This window comes from Kurthia zopfii, assembly GCF_003143955.1.
GTDB classification, from domain to species: Bacteria; Bacillota; Bacilli; order Bacillales_A; family Planococcaceae; genus Kurthia; species Kurthia zopfii.
The window spans coordinates 21,571-40,455 of sequence record NZ_QFVS01000028.1 but is presented as its reverse complement, the minus strand read 5'-3'; the positions used below and the strand labels follow the sequence as shown (position 1 = coordinate 40,455).

At 36.4% G+C, this 18,885-nt stretch carries 16 protein-coding genes and 1 riboswitch; of the genes, 8 read left to right on the top strand and 8 right to left on the bottom strand.

From position 1 onward, the window contains the following. Positions 1-126: 126 nt before the first annotated feature. A complete protein-coding gene (locus tag DF281_RS10395; RefSeq protein WP_109350192.1) occupies positions 127-345 on the top strand; it encodes a hypothetical protein in 219 nt (72 codons plus the stop codon). Between the two features lie 292 nt (positions 346-637). Here DF281_RS10395 and istB read toward each other — a convergent pair whose 3' ends face one another. The 5 genes from istB to DF281_RS10370 all read right to left on the bottom strand — a co-directional run bounded on the left by istB (position 638) and on the right by DF281_RS10370 (position 7,185). Then, positions 638-1,399, bottom strand: coding sequence for an IS21-like element helper ATPase IstB (istB, locus tag DF281_RS10390; protein ID WP_276309017.1), 762 nt, complete (start codon positions 1,397-1,399; stop codon positions 638-640). Next, positions 1,399-2,682 (bottom strand): IS21 family transposase, encoded by a 1,284-nt coding sequence (gene istA, locus DF281_RS10385; RefSeq protein WP_109350191.1) that lies wholly within the window; start codon positions 2,680-2,682, stop codon positions 1,399-1,401. Before istA ends, istB begins: the two co-directional genes overlap by 1 nt. Positions 2,683-3,201: 519 nt before the next feature. Beyond that, positions 3,202-5,391, bottom strand: a complete 2,190-nt coding sequence (locus DF281_RS10380; RefSeq protein ID WP_109350190.1) for a sensor histidine kinase — start codon at positions 5,389-5,391, stop codon at positions 3,202-3,204. A 137-nt stretch (positions 5,392-5,528) separates the two neighbouring features. Continuing rightward, on the bottom strand, positions 5,529-6,224 hold the full coding sequence (locus DF281_RS10375; RefSeq protein WP_109350189.1) for a response regulator transcription factor: 696 nt from the start codon (positions 6,222-6,224) through the stop codon (positions 5,529-5,531). Positions 6,225-6,306: 82 nt separating this feature from the next. Continuing rightward, a complete protein-coding gene (locus DF281_RS10370; RefSeq protein WP_109350188.1) occupies positions 6,307-7,185 on the bottom strand; it encodes an EamA family transporter in 879 nt (292 codons plus the stop codon). A gap of 101 nt (positions 7,186-7,286) precedes the next feature. Between DF281_RS10370 and DF281_RS10365 the strand changes: the two genes are divergently transcribed. Continuing rightward, complete coding sequence (locus DF281_RS10365) at positions 7,287-7,517, top strand: DNA-binding protein (RefSeq protein ID WP_109350187.1); 231 nt, start codon at positions 7,287-7,289, stop codon at positions 7,515-7,517. A 53-nt stretch (positions 7,518-7,570) separates the two neighbouring features. Beyond that, positions 7,571-8,008 carry a hypothetical protein gene (locus tag DF281_RS10360; RefSeq protein ID WP_109350186.1) on the top strand — a complete coding sequence of 146 codons (438 nt, stop codon included), beginning with the start codon at positions 7,571-7,573 and terminating at the stop codon, positions 8,006-8,008. Between the two features lie 104 nt (positions 8,009-8,112). Here DF281_RS10360 and DF281_RS10355 read toward each other — a convergent pair whose 3' ends face one another. Together DF281_RS10355 and DF281_RS10350 are read right to left on the bottom strand one after the other, a co-directional pair. Next, positions 8,113-9,096 carry a homoserine dehydrogenase gene (locus DF281_RS10355; protein WP_109350185.1) on the bottom strand — a complete coding sequence of 328 codons (984 nt, stop codon included), beginning with the start codon at positions 9,094-9,096 and terminating at the stop codon, positions 8,113-8,115. Positions 9,097-9,350: 254 nt separating this feature from the next. Beyond that, entirely contained in the window at positions 9,351-10,640 is a 1,290-nt protein-coding gene (locus DF281_RS10350) for an O-acetylhomoserine aminocarboxypropyltransferase/cysteine synthase family protein (protein ID WP_109350184.1), read from the bottom strand. 113 nt (positions 10,641-10,753) lie between these two features. Beyond that, positions 10,754-10,861, bottom strand: a riboswitch (SAM riboswitch). Positions 10,862-11,062: 201 nt separating this feature from the next. Between DF281_RS10350 and nfsA the strand changes: the two genes are divergently transcribed. Then, on the top strand, positions 11,063-11,800 hold the full coding sequence (nfsA, locus tag DF281_RS10345; RefSeq protein WP_240605542.1) for an oxygen-insensitive NADPH nitroreductase: 738 nt from the start codon (positions 11,063-11,065) through the stop codon (positions 11,798-11,800). Between the two features lie 830 nt (positions 11,801-12,630). Here the strand turns inward: nfsA and DF281_RS10335 are convergent. Further along, positions 12,631-14,532 (bottom strand): ABC-2 transporter permease, encoded by a 1,902-nt coding sequence (locus tag DF281_RS10335; protein WP_240605541.1) that lies wholly within the window; start codon positions 14,530-14,532, stop codon positions 12,631-12,633. Between the two features lie 125 nt (positions 14,533-14,657). Between DF281_RS10335 and DF281_RS10330 the strand changes: the two genes are divergently transcribed. From DF281_RS10330 to DF281_RS10315, 4 genes are all read left to right on the top strand, one after another. Then, a complete protein-coding gene (locus tag DF281_RS10330; protein WP_109350182.1) occupies positions 14,658-15,302 on the top strand; it encodes a lysoplasmalogenase in 645 nt (214 codons plus the stop codon). Positions 15,303-15,340: 38 nt separating this feature from the next. Further along, complete coding sequence (gene pepT / locus DF281_RS10325; RefSeq protein ID WP_109350181.1) at positions 15,341-16,567, top strand: peptidase T; 1,227 nt, start codon at positions 15,341-15,343, stop codon at positions 16,565-16,567. A gap of 21 nt (positions 16,568-16,588) precedes the next feature. Continuing rightward, positions 16,589-17,536: a DMT family transporter gene (locus tag DF281_RS10320; RefSeq protein ID WP_109350180.1), complete on the top strand. Its 948-nt coding sequence runs from the start codon at positions 16,589-16,591 to the stop codon at positions 17,534-17,536. A 303-nt stretch (positions 17,537-17,839) separates the two neighbouring features. Beyond that, entirely contained in the window at positions 17,840-18,547 is a 708-nt protein-coding gene (locus DF281_RS10315) for a siderophore-iron reductase FhuF (RefSeq protein WP_109350179.1), read from the top strand. Positions 18,548-18,885 lie beyond the last annotated feature (338 nt).

Here is an 18,885-nt window from a genome sequence, read left to right as displayed (position 1 = left end):
GCTCGGTCAAATAAGAGAAACCGCTGCAAGTAAAGAAATACACTTGCAAGTACGCTCTATTCCCAAGAAGCTCCCACTTCAAGCGTGAAGAACCGCAAGGTTTAGCTAAGTGGCGAGTAGTTCACAATGATTCATCATATTGTGCCAACATCGATTGATTTATTCAAAGATGCCATCGATTATTTCTATGAACGATTCGATCTCATCAATGTTCAAAAATACACATATGTACTCGGTGAAGTATTTATGGAACGAGAGCAATTTTATGAAGCAGCGCTTTGCTACAGACATGCCAACGAAATTATGATCCAAATTCAAAATCGATCGAGTTGGCAAGATTTATAATAAGAAAAAAAGAAACCGCGACTGATCGCGGTTTCTTTTTTTGCTTTTTTCTAACCCAAAGTGGAAAGAAATAAAGTATGAATTATTTTAACTTCTTTGGTGTTGTGGAGATGAGCTAGGGTAACGTGGGCTCGATATTTGAGTGAAAGGTTTTTTTCTCGGGATTAGCATTGTCTCAAGTTTTGAATGAAAGGCTTTCTTCTCGGGTTTTGGTGTCTAGTTACAAACGCTATATACTTTATAAATGTCAATACAAATATGTACATTTCCGCTTGTATAAAGATGTACAGATTTACTCACTTTCTTTATCTAAATAATCTTTTATTCGGTAAGAGTCTCCAACAATCGGAACTACTGTTGCGTGATGTAAAATACGATCCAATATCGCATTAGCTAGTTTGGGTTCTTGAAAGACTTCGTCCCAGGCTTTAAAGTTTATATTTGTAGTAAAAATGGTACTTTTCTTTTCATATCTCATATCAATTAGTTGGAAAAATAGCTTCGCATCTTCTGTATCTATAGGTAAATAACCTATTTCATCAATTATTAAAAGTTTGTACTTCGAATAATGCTTTAATCTACTTTCTAATCGATTTTCTAGGAGTGCCTTTTTCAAATTTTGGATTAATTCATGACATTTAATAAAATACGTACTAGTCCTTTTTTTCGCTGCGGCAATCCCAATCGAAGTAGCTAGGTGTGTTTTTCCTACACCACTTGGTCCTAAGAAAACTATATTTTCTTTTTGTTCTATAAATCGAAGCGTTAAAAAATCTAGAATTTGTTCTTGATTGATCGAAGGCTGAAAAGTAAAATCAAAGTCTTTCAACTCCTTTCGGTGTGGAAACGCTCCAACTTTCACCATTGCCTGTGTCATATTTTGCTCGCGTACATCTATTTCATAATTCGTTAATTTGATTAGTGTATCGATAAATGATACTTGGTTATTCACACTGAAGTCTAAGACTTCATTTAAATGTAACGTCATTTGCTTCAAATTTAAATATTCTAAGTTCTGAAGTAGTTGTTGAAAATTTGTAGAAATCGTATTCATTATTTATACACTTCTCCGATCGCATTTAAATTTCGTTTTGCTAAAGTATCAATATCAGGGTAATCAGGTAATGAAATACCTAACGCTTCTTGATAATGTGTTTCTTGATAATTTAATTTTTGTTTACTTATAGAATGTTGTGCGATAAGCTTCATGTTATAATAAATCCATAATTGATTATCATATACTTGTAATCCAACTTTTTTCCCTTGGTATTCTGAGGGTACAGAGTACTGATTTGATTTATAAGAAATCATGTTGGATGCATTTACTTTCACAAGTGTATGTTTAATGCGATAAGAATCTCTTATTTTTTCAGTTGGTAGCTGTTGTAAGAGGTTCTTTTCTTTTTTGAATTCAAAAACTGGTATTTTCCCAGTCCCCTGATGTATTTCATGATTTACACGATTACATAAGTCTTGCACAAATTGCTGTAACTCCTCTAAGGTCAACTGACCTTGATAAGCATGAATTTCATCAATTAATTTCATCGTTGTTTCCACTTTTCCTTTTGTTCTGGGTCTTCCTGCCACACAAGGACGTACTTTAAATCCAAAGTCCTGAGCGAATTGTTCGAACTTGGTATTTATTTTCCCCTGAGTATACTCGGTCCTTGCCTCATCCATTACTGTTTTCATATTATCTGTAATAATTTCAGATGGAACGCCCCCAAGCGCTTCAAATGTCTCTGTCAAAAATGAAAATAAAACATTTTGTGTTTTTGAAATTGTTAAAAGAAATGTGCGCAGTCGTGAATAAGAAAGGACAAGCACTGCTACATTTACCTCTACTTGTTCGCCTTCTTTTGTTTCAAATAAAATACTTTCTTTCCAATCTAATTGAGCTTGTTTGCCTGGTGGTGTTTCAAAACGTGCAACTCCATTAAGAGAAGTAATGCGTTTATCTTCTTCAAAATAAGATTTGAATTCAGGGATTTTGGAAATATAGGCACGAAAATTTGACGAAGAACAGTCCAATCCATGATTATCTTTTAAATACTGCCATAATACACGACGATAATAAAATTTCTGTTTGGAATCCTCTGATAAAAGAGCTGCTATAATCGGATAAAATTTATCAATTTTAGATGGTTTGTCTCGCTTATGCTTCGGCACAAATCCGTTCAAATACTTTTCAATTGTTCTACGATCTACACCTAATTCTCTAGCTAATTGACTTTTATTAATTTTCATTTTTAAATGCTCCATAAGTTGTTTGAATTTTGGTAAGTCTGAAAGACTGTTTATTTTGAAATCCGTTTGTACATTTAACGATATATACATACTAATCACCTCAACATTAGTATGTAAATGAACGTCGATTTTGTACATAGTTATTCAAGCATTTTTGTACATTTTTAAATTATCATTTATATACTTTGGGATACTTCAGGTTTTCGGACGAAAGTGATGGAGCGTTTACTTTCGTTTCAAACCTTGCAGTACCCTCGTATATGAACGAGCGTTTTTCACTTTTCGTTTTTACTTTTCCTTCGAATTTTCCAGATCTTCCGCATATGAACGAGCGTGATTTGCTTTTCTTTCTCTGTCTAGCTCCAAACGCTATATGCTATGGGATACTTCAGGTTTTCGGGAGAAAGTGGTGGAGCTTTTACTTTCTCTTCAAACCTTGCAGTACCCTCGCATATGGGCGAGCGTTTTGCGCTTTTCTCTCTCTGTCTAGCTTCGGTGGCTTATCTCTTTGAGTCACTTCAAAAACTCGGACGAAAGTGGTGGAGCGCTTACTTTCGTTTCGTTTTCTGCAGTGCTCTCGAGATAAACGAGCCACCTGCGCTTTTCGTTTTAATTCTTTGGTTGTGTCACCGTTACTTTGAATAGGTCTCCGTCAATCTCGATTCGCATGTAGCCTCCGTGTAATTCCACGATCGATTGTGCAATGGCCAGCCCTAATCCTGAACCTTCTGTATGACGGGATGAATCGGCACGTTTGAATCGTTCGTACAACTCATCCACATCTTCGCTAATTTCATATTTTGAAATATTTTTTACAACTAATTCTGTACTGACTGGTGTTTCTTCAAGTGTAATAAATACGCGCGTACCTTCCATTGCGTATTTAATCGCATTGCCGACTAAATTGTCGATTACTCGCCAATATCTTTGACCATCGATTAATACAGTAACAGGTGTTTCTGGTACTTTTACATTGAATCGTAAATTTGATTTTTCAATATCGCCTTCATGTTCACCAACAGCTTGTTGTACGAGTTGGCCTAAATCTACATCTTGTCGATGCAAATCAATATTCCCTGTACTCATTTTAGATACTTCGAATAAATCATCAATTAATGTTTTCAGTCTTTGTGATTTCTTATCTAAAACATCCACATATTGAAGTTTTTCTTCATCTGAAATGCCTTCTTTTTTCAATAATTCAGTGTACGTAATAATCGAAGTTAATGGCGTACGTAGGTCGTGACTTACGTTCGTAATTAATTCTGTTTTTAAACGTTCACTCTTATTTTGTTCAAATTGAGATGTTACAACACCCGATTGCATTTGGTTGACGTCATCCGCATGTTGTTTGAAACTAGATCGTTTCGAAACTGTGATCTCAGTCTTTTTCTTATTTTTCACGAAGTTTTCTGAACTTCTCATAATGGCACTTAAATCAGCAACATTTTTAAAGAAATACCATGATGTTGGAACCACAAATAGTATGAATAAAATGAGATAGATGATCACTATTATGCCTTCAAACGCATTTAAAAGCATCACACAGAAACCAAATCCTGCTAGGAAAACTACGACTAAGTATGCCATGATTTTTAAAACAAGCGGCGTTACTTTCATCAAGCTTTCTGCGACAGCTTTCATTTTTTTCAATAATGAGTGTTCCCAAGCGTCTTGTAAATCCTGTGCTGTCAAAATAATCGACATGACGAAACTAATAAACCATGCACATACAACCCATAAAACGATTGGTAAAAGTAAAAATGCATATGAATAATAGATGAATTCCATAATATCAGCGTAATCTCTGAAGTTGCGGATTCCATTGATGATTTCAACCGAAGCACCAAGGCCTACTATTCCTAGAATCACGACGAAAAATAATTGGAACTCAATCGCAATATTAATTTTTTTATAAATTTTACGCTTACTCCAAATTAAAATAAGTGAGATGAATAAACAAATGATGGATACAATCCATATGATCAATAAAACATTATGAATAATGTCATATTTCATGACCATTTTTTCGATTTCTGATCCGGCTGCTGCTTCATCGCTAATCGAAATTGTCCCGGTATACTCATCTTTCGTAAGCGGAATTTCAATATTTTCAAATGCAGTTTGATCCCCATCAGAATTTGGAATTGCATACGTTAATTCCGTTAAAGGACGCGTATCTTTGAAAGCACTATTGCCTTTCGAAGTGTAATCTACTCGGAAATAATTCGCATTCTCCAAGTCCCCGCCTTTGAATTCCTTGCCCGTCTTCACATTTTTCAACTCATATGAGAAATACGGGTACTCGCTTTTCATAGTAGCGATATGGCTTTCAAGCTCTTTATAATATTTATTTAATTCCTTCTTCTTATCTTTTAAAATTTTCTCTTTTACATAATCATTATCTTCAAAGTTCTTCGTAATATCTTTTACTTTCGTATCACGTTCTTTTTTCAGACGTTTATATAATTCTACTGCCTTCATTTCCTTGGCATCTTGTAAGTCTGTTTCATATTGCATATGAATATTCGAAACTTGTTCACTTAATGAACCGTAACTATAACGATATGAGTGAATTTCTTCATCTGTCACATCCAACTGCTTCAATGCTTCCTCTTTATTTAAACGATTCAATTCAAAATGACTTAATTTCGATTTAAACTCGATCAACTTTTCATTGAAAGATGTAGAATCTAAATAGTTTGCTGAATATTTATTTCCGAATGATGAAAATGTAAATAATGAAATTAATACAAGCATCAAACTAAAGGAAATAAATATTTTATAAAATTTATCCATTCATATTTGCTCCTAACATTTTCAGTTTCGCGAGTATTGTTGTTGTGTCCAAAGCTGGGCTGCCAAATAGTGTTTGGGTACAATACGTGAGACTGAGAACTGCAATAATTAATGCGATGATCGACCAAATAGTCGATTTATAACTTGTCGATTTTGTAGCCAACTCCCCATACCACCTTCACATACTTAGGGTTTTTAGGGTTCACTTCGATTTTTTCACGTATTTTACGAATATGCACTGCTACAATATTATCCGCATTATACGCTGGTTCTTTCCATACTCGTTCATAAATCGCATCGATTGAAAAAACACGCCCTGCATTCTCCATTAAGAGTTGCGTAATTTTAAATTCAATCGGCGTTAAATTCACTTCTTCATCCTCTACAAAAAGCTGCTTTGTGTCTGGATTTAAAGTTAGTCCATCTACTACGATTTCATTGGAAGCTTTCTGTTCATACGTTCCAAATGTCATAAATCGACGCAATTGTGATTTAACGCGTGCTAGTAATTCTAACGGGTGGAAAGGTTTGCCGATATAATCGTCCGCTCCCATTGAAAGCCCTAATATTTTGTCTGTTTCTTCAACTTTGGCACTTAACATGATGATGGGAATATTCATTTCTTCACGGATTTTATAAGTAGCTGCAATGCCATCCAAATTAGGCATCATAACATCCATAATGACAAGATGTACATCTTCATTCGATAGTACATCCAATGCTTCTTGACCATCTGCTGCTTTCACAACGCGGTAGCCTTCATTTTTTAAATAAATTTCGATGCCATCACGAATCGCTTGATCATCATCCGCTACTAAAATTGTATATTCCATACAAAACCCTCCTGTTAATTACCTTACATTTACTATACCGACTAAAAATGAAGAGCGACTAAGTATAAAAATGAAGATTTTCTTAAGAAATCATATTTATTTGCTTATTTCTTTTAAATGTTACGACTAATATTCCACCAAGTAGTAGCGCTACACCACACCAAGCGACTACACTCAGATGTTCTCCTATTAAGAGTACACCTAATAAAGCTGCAGTTAAAGGCTCACCTAAAGAAAGCGTCACTGCTGCAGAAGAAGCAATTTTCTTTAAGCCTGTTAAGAATAATAAATAAGCGATACTCGTACCGAAAACGCCCATTACTAATAATGGTAACCAATTGGCTGGCATCGTAATCCATGACACACCTAAAAATAGTGAGATTGGCAATAGAATTAATCCACAAATTGTAAATGTCATCGCCACCGCGGGAAGAGCCGCTTCTTTTTCTAATAAAAACTTACTCACATGTGTATAAGTTGCGAAGGCAATCCCCGCAAGTAATGCACAAGCAATCCCGGCTGGAACAATGACCGTTTCACCGCTACTCATAAATAACATAATGCAGCCGACGATTGATAATACCGTCGCAATTGCCCAAGTCCTGCCTGGTTGTCTTTTTAAATACATCCATTCAATTATACCCGCAAAAATCGGTGAACTACCAATTGTTACGACTGTACCGACTGCCACCCCTGTTAAATTAACCGACATGAAAAATAATGGTTGGAATAATGCCATCGCTAAAGCTGCAAAGAAGGTTTGTTTCCACGACCAATTTTTAAATGAAATAGACTTCATGACGATCGCAATAATTAGTAGCACCCCTCCGCCAATTAATGAACGCATCATCGCAATCGTGATTGGTTGGATGCCATCACTTAAGTATGTTTGCGTCGTGCCAACAGTTCCCCATAGGACGGCCGCAATTAAAACGAATATGTATGGTAATGATTTTGACAAGAAAATTACCCCCTTTGTAATTAATCTTAAATATACCAATTTTTGATTTATTGAGGCAAGGTGAATATTGGATTATAATGAGGGAAAAGGAGGAATCCGTTATGTATAAATCTGTAGCTGAAACTGCACTAGATATTAATATGCCCGAAGCTCAAGTAATGCGCTATGTTTTAGAAGGACGAATCCACTCCGTTCATGATGGAGAACAGTTTTTAATTAATACACAGCAGTTCGACCGTTATTTTGAAGAGCTTGAACAAATAAAGCATGAGATCGATATTTGGAAGAACACGCCGATTCCTGAAGACATCGATATTAAAGACGAAGACTAATGTTATAAACATGGTATACTAGACGAATTGAGACATTTTACGGAGGTATTTATATGAATTTCACTACTATTGAGCGTTGTAATAAAACAACGGACGATTTAATCGCAAAAGAAGAAACAACTTTTTTACAACAACCGATTGAATTTTTAAAAGCGAATCAAGAACACTATATTTATTTAGAATCTGCAGATCTTGAAGCACATAAGATGGATGCAGTCGTAATTGAATTTGACGAGATGTTCGAGGTGTACACTGCACTTTTCGGATTACGTATTCAAAAGAAACACGGCCCTGCTATGAAGGATTACTTTAAAGAGCATATTACGTCAATGCTAGGTTCATCATCAGCTAGTTTCTCAGGTGATGAAGGTATTTGGGAAATTAACATCGCTTTCGATGCACTTGAAGGTTTTACTGGTAAGGAAACAATTGAAGAAGCTACAGCTATTTTAGTATCATTCATCGATACGATGTTAGCTGAAATTATGTAATTAGACTAAAAGCGTTAGAGAAGGAAAATTCTCTGACGCTTTTTATTTTCAAAAAAAAGGTGAATGCAATTGCACTCACCCTGACCTTTACTTCCGTACTTCTATTAAACTGTTACGAGTGCAGGCTTTTTTACGATCATATCTGCATAATCTTCAATCATCACTGAAGCAGTTGGATACATACCTGCTCCAGGGCCTACTAAAGTGATTTTTCCAATATAGTCTGTTTCTAAAGCTACGGCATTGTCTACGCCATCAATTGAATACAGTGGATGATCTGCATCGACTAATTCAGGACCGATTTTAGCGACAACCTTACCTGCTGCATCTAAGCCTACTTCGGCAATATGACGGTAGCGTTGGCCATTTTCGGCAGCTTGTTGAACTTGTGCTAAAGTAATTTCTGAAATCCCTACGACTTTAACATCTTCCCACTTCGGTTGTTCACCGAATGCTAAACTACTTAAAATCATTAATTTTTTGAAAGCATCTTGTCCAGATACATCATTGTATGGATCTGCTTCTGCGTAGCCTAGTTGCTGTGCAGTTTTTAATGCTTCTTCAAAAGTGACACCTTCAAGACGCATTTTCGATAAAATATAATTCGAAGTACCATTCAAAATCCCTTGAATATGCTTCGCGCTATTCACACGTAAAATATTTTCGATTGTCTTAATTACCGGCACACCACCAGCAGTAGTCGCTTCAAAACCAACTTGCACACCTAATTTTGCTGCCTTCTCTTGTAATGCATCGCCAAATTTTGCAAACATCACTTTATTTGCAGTGACGATATTCACACGATTTTCTAAAGCTTGATTTACGTAGCTATATGCAGGTTCTTCGCCTACAATTGCTTCAAAAACTACATCTAGATTTGGCACAGCTAACACATCTTCCATTTTGTCTGTGAATAGTGCTGCGTCAATCCCCTCACGCTTTTTTGAAACATCTCTTACTAGAATTTTAGCTACTTCTAAATCAGCGCCTAGCTTTTCTTTGAACTGCTCGCGCTTCTCTTGAAAAATATTATAAATACCTTCTCCTACAGTACCAAAACCGAGGATTGCTACCTTCACTGATGTCATAATACTCGCCTCCACACTTTAAAATCATGTCATTTATGCATAACGTCCATTAAACAACTTAATGCAAATTGTATCTTATCAGCATACATATTTCAAGAAAAATCTTTCCTATATGGACAATTGTTTTTCTCAAAAGGTCACTGATTAGTCAAATCAATGAAAAAAACGGTGTTTCTTCTATTATAAATGTCGTTGAAATAAAAAAAGCACCCCACCCTTTTAGAAAGTTTGGAGTGACTTTAAAAACTACCGAATTATTTTGCTACGACTGCGATTTTTGCAAATGTATTTTCTAACGCTTCAATAAGATCATTCGCATTTTCTAAACCGATTGAAAGTCGGACTAATTCTTCTGGTACGCCCGATTGAATTAATTCTTCTGCACTTAATTGTTGGTGAGTTGTTGAAGCAGGGTGAATGACCAATGAGCGGGCATCCCCCACATTTGCTACGTGAGAGAATAACTCAAGATTGTCGATGAAATCACTGCCTGCAGAACGTCCGCCCTTAATGCCAAATGTAAGCACTGAACCGAAACCATTTTGTAAATATTTTTTCGCTAATGGTGCGAATTCGCTACCTACAAATCCATTGTAATGAACCCATTCTACTTGATTATGATCTTTTAAGAAATTCGCTACTTTTTCAGCATTTTGATTATGACGAGGTACACGCAAATGAAGCGTTTCTAAACCTTGAATTAAATTGAATGCTGCATCGGCACTTAATGTTGGGCCGAAATCACGTAATAATTGTACGCGTAAACGAGTCGCAAATGCTGCACCAGCCGCATCAATACCATAGCGAATACCGTGATATGAAGCATCTGGTTCTGTGTAGTCTGGGAATTTCCCTTGTGTCCAATCGAATTTACCCGCATCTACAACTACGCCACCGATTGTCGTACCATGACCACCAATCCATTTCGTAGCTGAATGAATCACGATATCTGCTCCAAATTCAATTGGGTTACAGCCGATTGGTGATGGGAATGTATTATCAATAATTAATGGAATTTGATGTTTATGTGCAATTTCAGCTAATGCTTCAAGATCAACAATTGATAAACTTGGATTGCCAATTGTTTCTGCGTAAATGGCCTTCGTATTTTCTTGAATTGCTTCTTCAAATTTTTCTGGATCACGTTCATCTACAAACGATGCAGTAATACCGTAGCGAGGAAGTGTGTTCGCAAACAGATTGTAAGTACCGCCGTATAAACTTGATGCCGCTACAATATGATCTCCAGCACGCGCAATATTTAAAATAGAGAACGAGATCGCTGCCATTCCTGAAGATAATGCAACTGCTGCTGCTCCACCTTCTAAAAGTGCGACACGTTTTTCAAATACATCAACTGTTGGATTCATAATACGCGAATAAATATTACCTGGTTCTTCAAGTGCAAATAATTTTCTCGCATGTTCTGAATCATTAAATTGATAAGCTGTCGTGCGGTAAACTGGTACTGCAATTGCTCCTGTTGTTGGATCTGGTGTTTGACCACCATGTACGGCTAAAGTTTCTTTTCTGAATGTTGTCATTGTAAATTCCTCCTAAGTGTTTGTAGATGATGGATTTGAATAATAGGAGAAGGATTCTATAAAAAGAAAAACCCTTCTTCTTAGTAAGAAGAGGGTTAATATGTATAGTCCTCCCCTTATCTATCAGATTCGAAAATCTGTAGGAATTAGCACCTTAGTTTAATAAATAAACTGGTTGCCGGGCATCGCAGGGCCTATCCCTCCGCCACTCTTGATAAAGGTAAATCGTTATGAAGTTGGATGTTTTGTTCCATCAATTGTTCCTAGTATAAGCCTAGATTTTTGGAACGTCAACCATTTTCTGAAAATTTTAATAAAACACTTAAATTAGATCGTAAAAAACAGGCGCGAAATGAATGCAGTTTCAACCATTTTCGGCTATAGTAAAAGAGAAAAATATACGTCTGAGGAGTTGGATTAATTTGAATCAAGTGAAAGATTTATTACGTAGTCATACATCCGTTCGAAAATATACAGGTGAGGAAATTCCAAAAGAGGTTGTTTATGATTTAGTCCAAACAGCGCAAATGGCCGCTACCTCTCATTTTGTTCAAGCTTACAGTGTTATTTACGTAACAGACGAAGAGAAAAAAGCAAAACTTGGCGAATTGACGAAGAACGATTTCCAATTCAAAACAGCTGGCGCTTCATTCCTATTCTGTGTCGACTTCAAAAGATTGCAATTAGCAGCTCAAAAACACGACATCGATATCGTGGCAGACTCTGCTGAAAATCTTCTTGTCGGCGTGGCAGATGTGAGTTTATTTGCTCAAAACTTTGTCATTGCAGCTGAATCTGAAGGCTATGGCATCTGCTATATCGGCGGCGCTCGTAATAATCCAAAAGAAATTAGCGAGTTATTCAATTTACCGGATTATGTATTCCCAATGTTTGCAATGACAATCGGTACACCGACGAAAACGAATGATACGAAACCTCGTCTTCCAGTCGAAGCAATCATTCATGAAAATGGCTATGATACGGATAAATATGATCAACTTCTAACACAATATGATGCAACTCTTGGCGAATATTACATGAATCGTAATGCCAATCAAAAAGTTTCAAACTGGACGAAACAAATGGCTGACTACCTAGTTGAGCAAAAACGCCCATTCATTAAAGACTATTTAGCTTCACAAGGATTCACTTGGAAATAAATGTGAACAGAAAAGCGGAGGTGGCTCGTTTTTCTCGAGAGCACTGCAGAAAACGAAACGAAAGTAAGCGCACCACCACTTTCGTCCGAGTTTTTGAAGTGACTCCAAGAGATAAGCCACCGGAGCTAGACAACAGAAGAAAAGCAAATCACGCTCGTTCATATGCGGAAGATCTGGAAAATTCGAAGGAAAAGTAAACGCTCCAACACTTTTCCCCGAGAATTTGAAGAGCTGAAAGCATATAGCGTGAATTTGCTAGACAAAAAACGAAAAGCGCAAAACGCTCGCCCATATGCGAGGGTACTGCAAGGTTTGAAGAGAAAGTAAAAGTTCCACCACTTTCTCCCGAAAACCTGAAGTATCCCATAGCATATAGCGTTTGGAGCTAGACAAAAAACGAAAAGCGGAGGTGGCTCGTTTTTCTCGAGAGCACTGCAGAAAACGAAACGAAAGTAAGCGCACCACCACTTTCGTCCGAGTTTTTGAAGTGACTCCAAGAGATAAGCCACCGGAGCTAGACAGAAAACGAAAAGCAAATCACGCTCGTTCATATGCGGAAGATCTGGAAAATTCGAAGGAAAAGTAAACGCACCACCACTTTTCCCCGAGTTTTCGAAGTGACTCAAAGAGAGTAGTGGAACAAGCTGGACACCAATACTTGAGAAGGACCCGAAAACCTGAAGTATCCCATAGCATATAGCGTTTGGAGCTAGACAACAAAAGAAAAGCACAAAATTTCGGCTCAAATTTAAATAAAATTAAAAAAGGTGAATGAAATTGAAAATCCAATTTCATTCACCTAAATATTTGGCAAACAGCCTTTTTAGAAATTATTCTTTTGTTTCTTTATCTTCTTTTACTTCTTTATCTTCTTTTATTTCTTTATCTTCTTTTACTTCTTTATCTTCTTTTATTTCTTTATCTTCTTTTACTTCTTTATCTTCTTTTATTTCTTTATCTTCTTTTACTTCTTTATCTTCTTTTGTTTCTTTATCTTCTTTTTTCTCTTCTTTAGCTGGCTCTTCTTTAGCTGACTCTTCTTTTTGTTTGCGATCCAATGAAGTAATCGTTAATTCCTTCACTTGTTGGAATGTTTCATTCGTACCAAGGTATGTGAATTTCACTTCATCACCTTCTTGTAGATATACAGCTAAAGGTGATGCTTCTGAACTTACAGTGTAGTTCGTTTCATCTTCTAATAAGAATGTAACGTTTGTGAAGTCGCCTGTCGTTTGTTTATAAACACGGACTACTTTCCCTTCACCTTGCTTCTCTTCTTTCGAAGACGTGCCGTTTACTGAAGTTGAACCAGAACGACTTAGTACATTTTTGTATTGGCGAAGCGCTTCATTTGGTGACATCGCTGACACCGCAATTTCAGGATTCGCTGCTGAAACGATATAGTAATTTTGTAAGAAACCATTTGAATCAAGTACTGGTACTAACCAACTTGTTTCACCGTAGAAGTTGTACAGTAAAGGCATTGAACCAGCCCATTTTTTCTCAACGAATTTCTTCTCAACTACTTGTAAAGCGCCCTCAGAATCCATGTAAGATTCATCTTGGTTCCCTGTATAGTAAGTCGCTTCACCAGTGCGGGCATTCGTTAATGAATAACCAAGCATTGAGTCAACGCCTTCTTTAGGACTTGTAAAATCTGTGAAGTAGAACATCACGCCATTTTCATCAAATACTGGACTTACATTTGCTTCTACACCTTCATCTGAAGGAAGTTTAATATCTTTTTTGCCGAAAATTGTATTCCAGTAACCATGTACATAATTACCGAAGTAACTATTTTGTAAACTTACTGCCTCTGGAGAAATTGCTCCATCAATAAATTTAGGTACATCTTTAATTTTATACGATTTCATATCACCATTTTGAGCATTTAACATGACGATCCCTTGTGGATCAAAACCGTTACGTGCTGAAATGAATTTACCGTAAGTACGGATGTAATAAGGTGTTCCATCTTCATCGATTTCTAATTGTACATCACCATTGAAAATTTTCAGTGGATTGTGTAAACGCATATAACGTTGTACATTGTCATTTAAAAATGCTGACGGTACATATTTCATTTCCTTCTTCACAAATTTAGGATTTGCTGATGAATCTGTCGCACTTAATACGAAATAACCTGGTGTTTTATCACCTTTGAACCATTTGAACATATCTGAGAACTCAACTGGTGCTACGTATACATATTCACCATTAATTTTTTGAATTTGAAGATTACCTAACTCGAAATAACTCGTATTCGGAACTTGGCCGAATGCTTTTTTCATTTTGTTACGAGCATATTTAGGTGGTACACTCGCAGGTTTTTTCGACTCATCGAATGCTTTAAGTTCTTCTTTTGTTTGCATCTCAGCAGATTTATATTTCTCATCTGCATTGAAAAGTGGTGCGGATAACATGTATGCTGCGATAATAATACCCGCAAATGCAATCACACCTTTTAATTTACGCTCGATTCCTACTGCTAAGTAAGCACCAATTCCCGCAATAATAACAATTACCGGCCAAACTGCTGACCAATTTAAATCCATCATTGTTACATACAGAATAATAAGCGTGATAATAAATGAAACGATAAAAATTCCTACAAAAAATAGCATCTTAAACTTAAAATTTAAACCGCCATCTTTCATGCGGCTCGTTATTGGGACGATTAAAATCCCGACAATCGCTGCTAAGATCGCAGCAATAGTAAATGTCATTGTCATTTCTTTCCCTCCTATACTTAGTTTTTCTACGAGGTGACAGCCGGAAAAGTTTCATTTTTTCTCCTTTTTGAAAGGAATTCGGGTATAGTAACGAGAATATTCTATATAAGAAAGGCGGCTAAACCATGCAGAAAATAATTATATTAATATTTGCATTTCTATCGGCATGCTACTATATTTTCTTCTTACCTGAAAATACATCATTTGTCGTGACAATGTTCTTTAAAGCATTACCCATTATGTGCTTCCTGCTGCTCGCTCTACTAAGTAATCCTACTCGCGAACAAATGTGGATTCCAGTCGCACTTTTCACATGTGCAATAGGTGATGTCACTTTGCATTGGTTTATTGTCGGTCTATCATTTTTCTTATTAGGCCATATTTTCTACATTGTAGCCTTCACGAAAACGCGTCGAATATCGCCTCCAAAAACAGCGATGCTCATACTTTTAGCGCTAGGAATTATCATGGCCGCGTGGGTTGCTGGTAATGTTTTTAAAAGTGGCAATTACATTTTAACAGTCGCTATTCTATGCTATATCGGCGTGATTTTGACGATGGCATTAAGCGCAATCCAAACAAAAAATAAAATCATTATTTCCGGGGCAATATTATTTTTACTATCGGATTCGATTTTAGCACTCAATATGTTCGTTGCAGATATTAAATATTCATCTATTTTAATTATGACGACCTATTACTCTGCACAATGTTTATTTGCTCTAAGCGTGTCAAAACATTCCGTAAACCGTAATAAAATGTTAGAATAGTAGCAATGCTTCAACAATTAAGGGGGACTAGGATTATTATGAAAGAACTAGTAATTGAGCGATTAATTCGCTACGCAAAAATTGATACACAATCGGATGACTATAGCGAAACAACACCATCTACTGAGAAACAATGGGATTTACTTCGCGTATTAGAAACAGAATTAAAAGAAATTGGCATGTCGGATGTAGCAGTTGATGAAAACGGCTATTTATTCGCTACGCTACCAGCCAATACAGATAAAGAAATTCCAACAATCGGCTTTTTAGCCCATGTTGATACAACGACAGATTTCACAGGTACGAATGTCAATCCACAAAGACATGACAACTATGATGGCAAAGCGATTCAATTAAATGATTCAATCGTTTTATCACCTGAGCAATCACCGGAGTTAGCGAACTATGTCGGTCAAACTTTAATTACGACAGACGGTACTACACTACTAGGTGCTGATGATAAAGCTGGGATTGCTGAAATCATGACAGCAATGGAATACTTAATTAAAAACCCTGAAATCAAGCACGGTACGCTTCGTGTCGCTTTCACACCAGATGAAGAAATCGGCCGTGGCCCACATAAATTTGATGTTGAACGCTTCAATGCGGACTATGCTTACACAATGGATGGCGGACCACTTGGCGAATTAGAATACGAAAGTTTTAATGCTGCTGGCGTTAAATTAACGACTTTCGGTACGAATGTACACCCAGGTAGCGCAAAAAATAAAATGATCAACTCGATTACTGCAGCGATCAAATTCCAAGAAATGATGCCGAAAGATGCTGTTCCAGAATTAACAGACGGTCGTGATGGCTTCATTCACTTAATGGGCTTTGAAGGTTCAATCGAAAAAACAGTACTTACTTATATCGTGCGTGATCATGACCGTGCGAAATTTGAAGAGAAAAAAGCATTAGTTGAAAAAGCTGTTGCTACGCTAAAAGCTGAATACGGTGAAGATGCGATTCAACTTGAAATGAATGATCAATATTACAATATGGCTGAAAAAATTGAGCCAGTAAAATTCATCGTTGATATTGCTGAAGAAGCAATGCACAACTTAAATATTAAGCCAGTTATGAAACCAATCCGTGGTGGTACAGATGGTTCTCAATTATCATTCATGGGATTACCAACACCAAATATTTTTGCTGGTGGCGAAAACATGCACGGTAAATATGAATATGTTTCAGGTGAAACAATGGAAAAAGCAACTCAAGTATTACTTGAAATCGTAAAAATCTACGAACAACGTGCTTAATCACGTTTGAAAGGAGTTTTTATGAAAGAAATTTTACTTGGTATTATAGCCGCTCTATTTTTCGCTGTAACCTTCGTTCTAAATCATATGATGGAACTTGATGGTGGCAGTTGGTTATGGAGCTCTTCACTTCGTTATTTCTTCATGATTCCTTTCCTTTTAATCATTGTGGCGGCTCGACATGGGCTGCCTTCAATGACAAAGGAAATCAAAGCGAACCCTAGTGCATGGTTACTATGGAGCTTCGTTGGTTTTGTACTTTTCTATGCTCCACTAACATTTGCTGCGGCTTATGGTCCTGGTTGGCTTGTATCAGGTACTTGGCAATTTACAATCATTGCTGGTGTCTTACTCGCTCCATTCTTTTTCATACATACACCATCAGGTTTAAAACGTCAGAAAATTCCGTTTAAATCACTTCTTATATCAAGCGTGATTTTGATTGGGATTATTTTAATTCAAATTCCAAGTGCGGCTTCCGTATCCAAAAAAGTATTATTATTCGGGATTCTGCCTGTTCTAATCGCTTCTTTTGCGTATCCTCTAGGTAATCGTAAAATGATGCAAATATGTAATGGTAAAATGGATTCTTTCCAACGTGTTTTAGGAATGACCATTATGTCGATGCCTGCGTGGATCATCATGGCAATATACGCATATGTGACTGTAGGGTTGCCAAGTAGTTCGCAAGTTTTCCAATCACTAATTGTCGGTGTTAGTTCGGGCGTAATCGCTACTGTGCTATTTTTCATCGCTACAGACCGAGTTCGTGATGATCAAGGGAAATTGGCTGCTGTAGAAGCAACACAATCAACCGAGATTATATTCGTTATTGTCGGTGAAATGATTTTACTTGGCATACCACTACCAGCTCCACTCGCTTTAGTGGGACTCGCAGTAATTATGATTGGCATGCTTTTACACAGCTATCACACGATGTTATTAAATAAGAAATCATTTTCAAATTAGAAAATAGGAATCGCATTTTATCGCGATTCCTATTTTTGTGCATTTTAATAAATAAAAAATCGACAGAGTGGCGAAGCCCTGTCGATTTACATTCGCTACTAAATTCCGAACCGTTTGAGGGGGGTTTTGAACTGTAGCATTATTTGCTGTTTTTTGGAGAAAAGCAGCTTTTGTATCCTCTGATATCCATGTTAGAGGAGGAGTAATTTTCTTTATATGATAATGATAATCGTTATCAATTAAATAGTCAATAGATATGGTAGAACTTTTTCATGTATAGTAGAAATTAAGGGGTGAAATATTATGAGTGGACTTTCTCAAGACCAGTTACAGCAACTACATAGCTATAGTAATTATGTAGATGAGGAGCAAACTTTTTTATTTAATTTAAATCAAATTTTACAAGATGACTTTTTAGAAGATGCAAAAAATATTTTCAAAGCAGTTAGTCAAAGCGATCAAGATGCTGTCGCCATTTCATATTTTACGAGAAGATACGGTATGTTCGTTGCTATGCAGTTTTATATGCTAACTGTTTATGATGAAATGTGGGATGGTGAATTAGAAAATCTACAATTCGGTGTTCGCGAAGAATTCGGTCGTCCTTCATTATGTATGTTCACACGTAGTGAAGATTGGATCATGATTGATGAAGATGAGCGACAACAAGCTGTATCAAAAGTTTTAACCGAACAATGTCATCAAATTTTTACACAACTTCGCAAATTAGGTGGCGTATCGCCATTAACGCACTGGGAAAATGTATTTGGCTATATGCTCTGGCATTACCATACATTATCTTCTAGTCCTGCGACAGAGGATGAAGCAATTGAATACTTACAAATACTTGAGAATGCTGAAACATGGCAAGGTATAAGTGAACAATCTAAATTCTCTACTTATACAGGTGGTAACCATCCAAGCAATTTAATCAATGTTCCTGTAAGGAAAAGTTGTTGTTTCTCGAAGGATGTTCCTGGACTTTTAAAATGTGGATTTTGCCCACTTTAGCAAAAGATATTCAATATCAGAATTTTCAACTTATTAATATATTAGCGAAACCAAATTTTTCTCATTTTAATTCTACTATCCTCCTATTAGAACATTCTCTCAGTCTTACTGTAAAAGTAAGACACTATTTGAAGATGTGGTTTCGTTCGGAAATGAACGTAATCACGTCTTTTTCTTTTTTTATTGTAGAATCTTTAAGTATGAAGGAATTGGTGAAAATGAGCTTTTTCACATAGTTCAACATCGAAAGAAATAGTGCGGCACTTGTCGGCGGAAAGCATTCGTTCTTTCTGAAAGTTACAACGTGAATTGTTTTAATACCCCAACATATATAATAG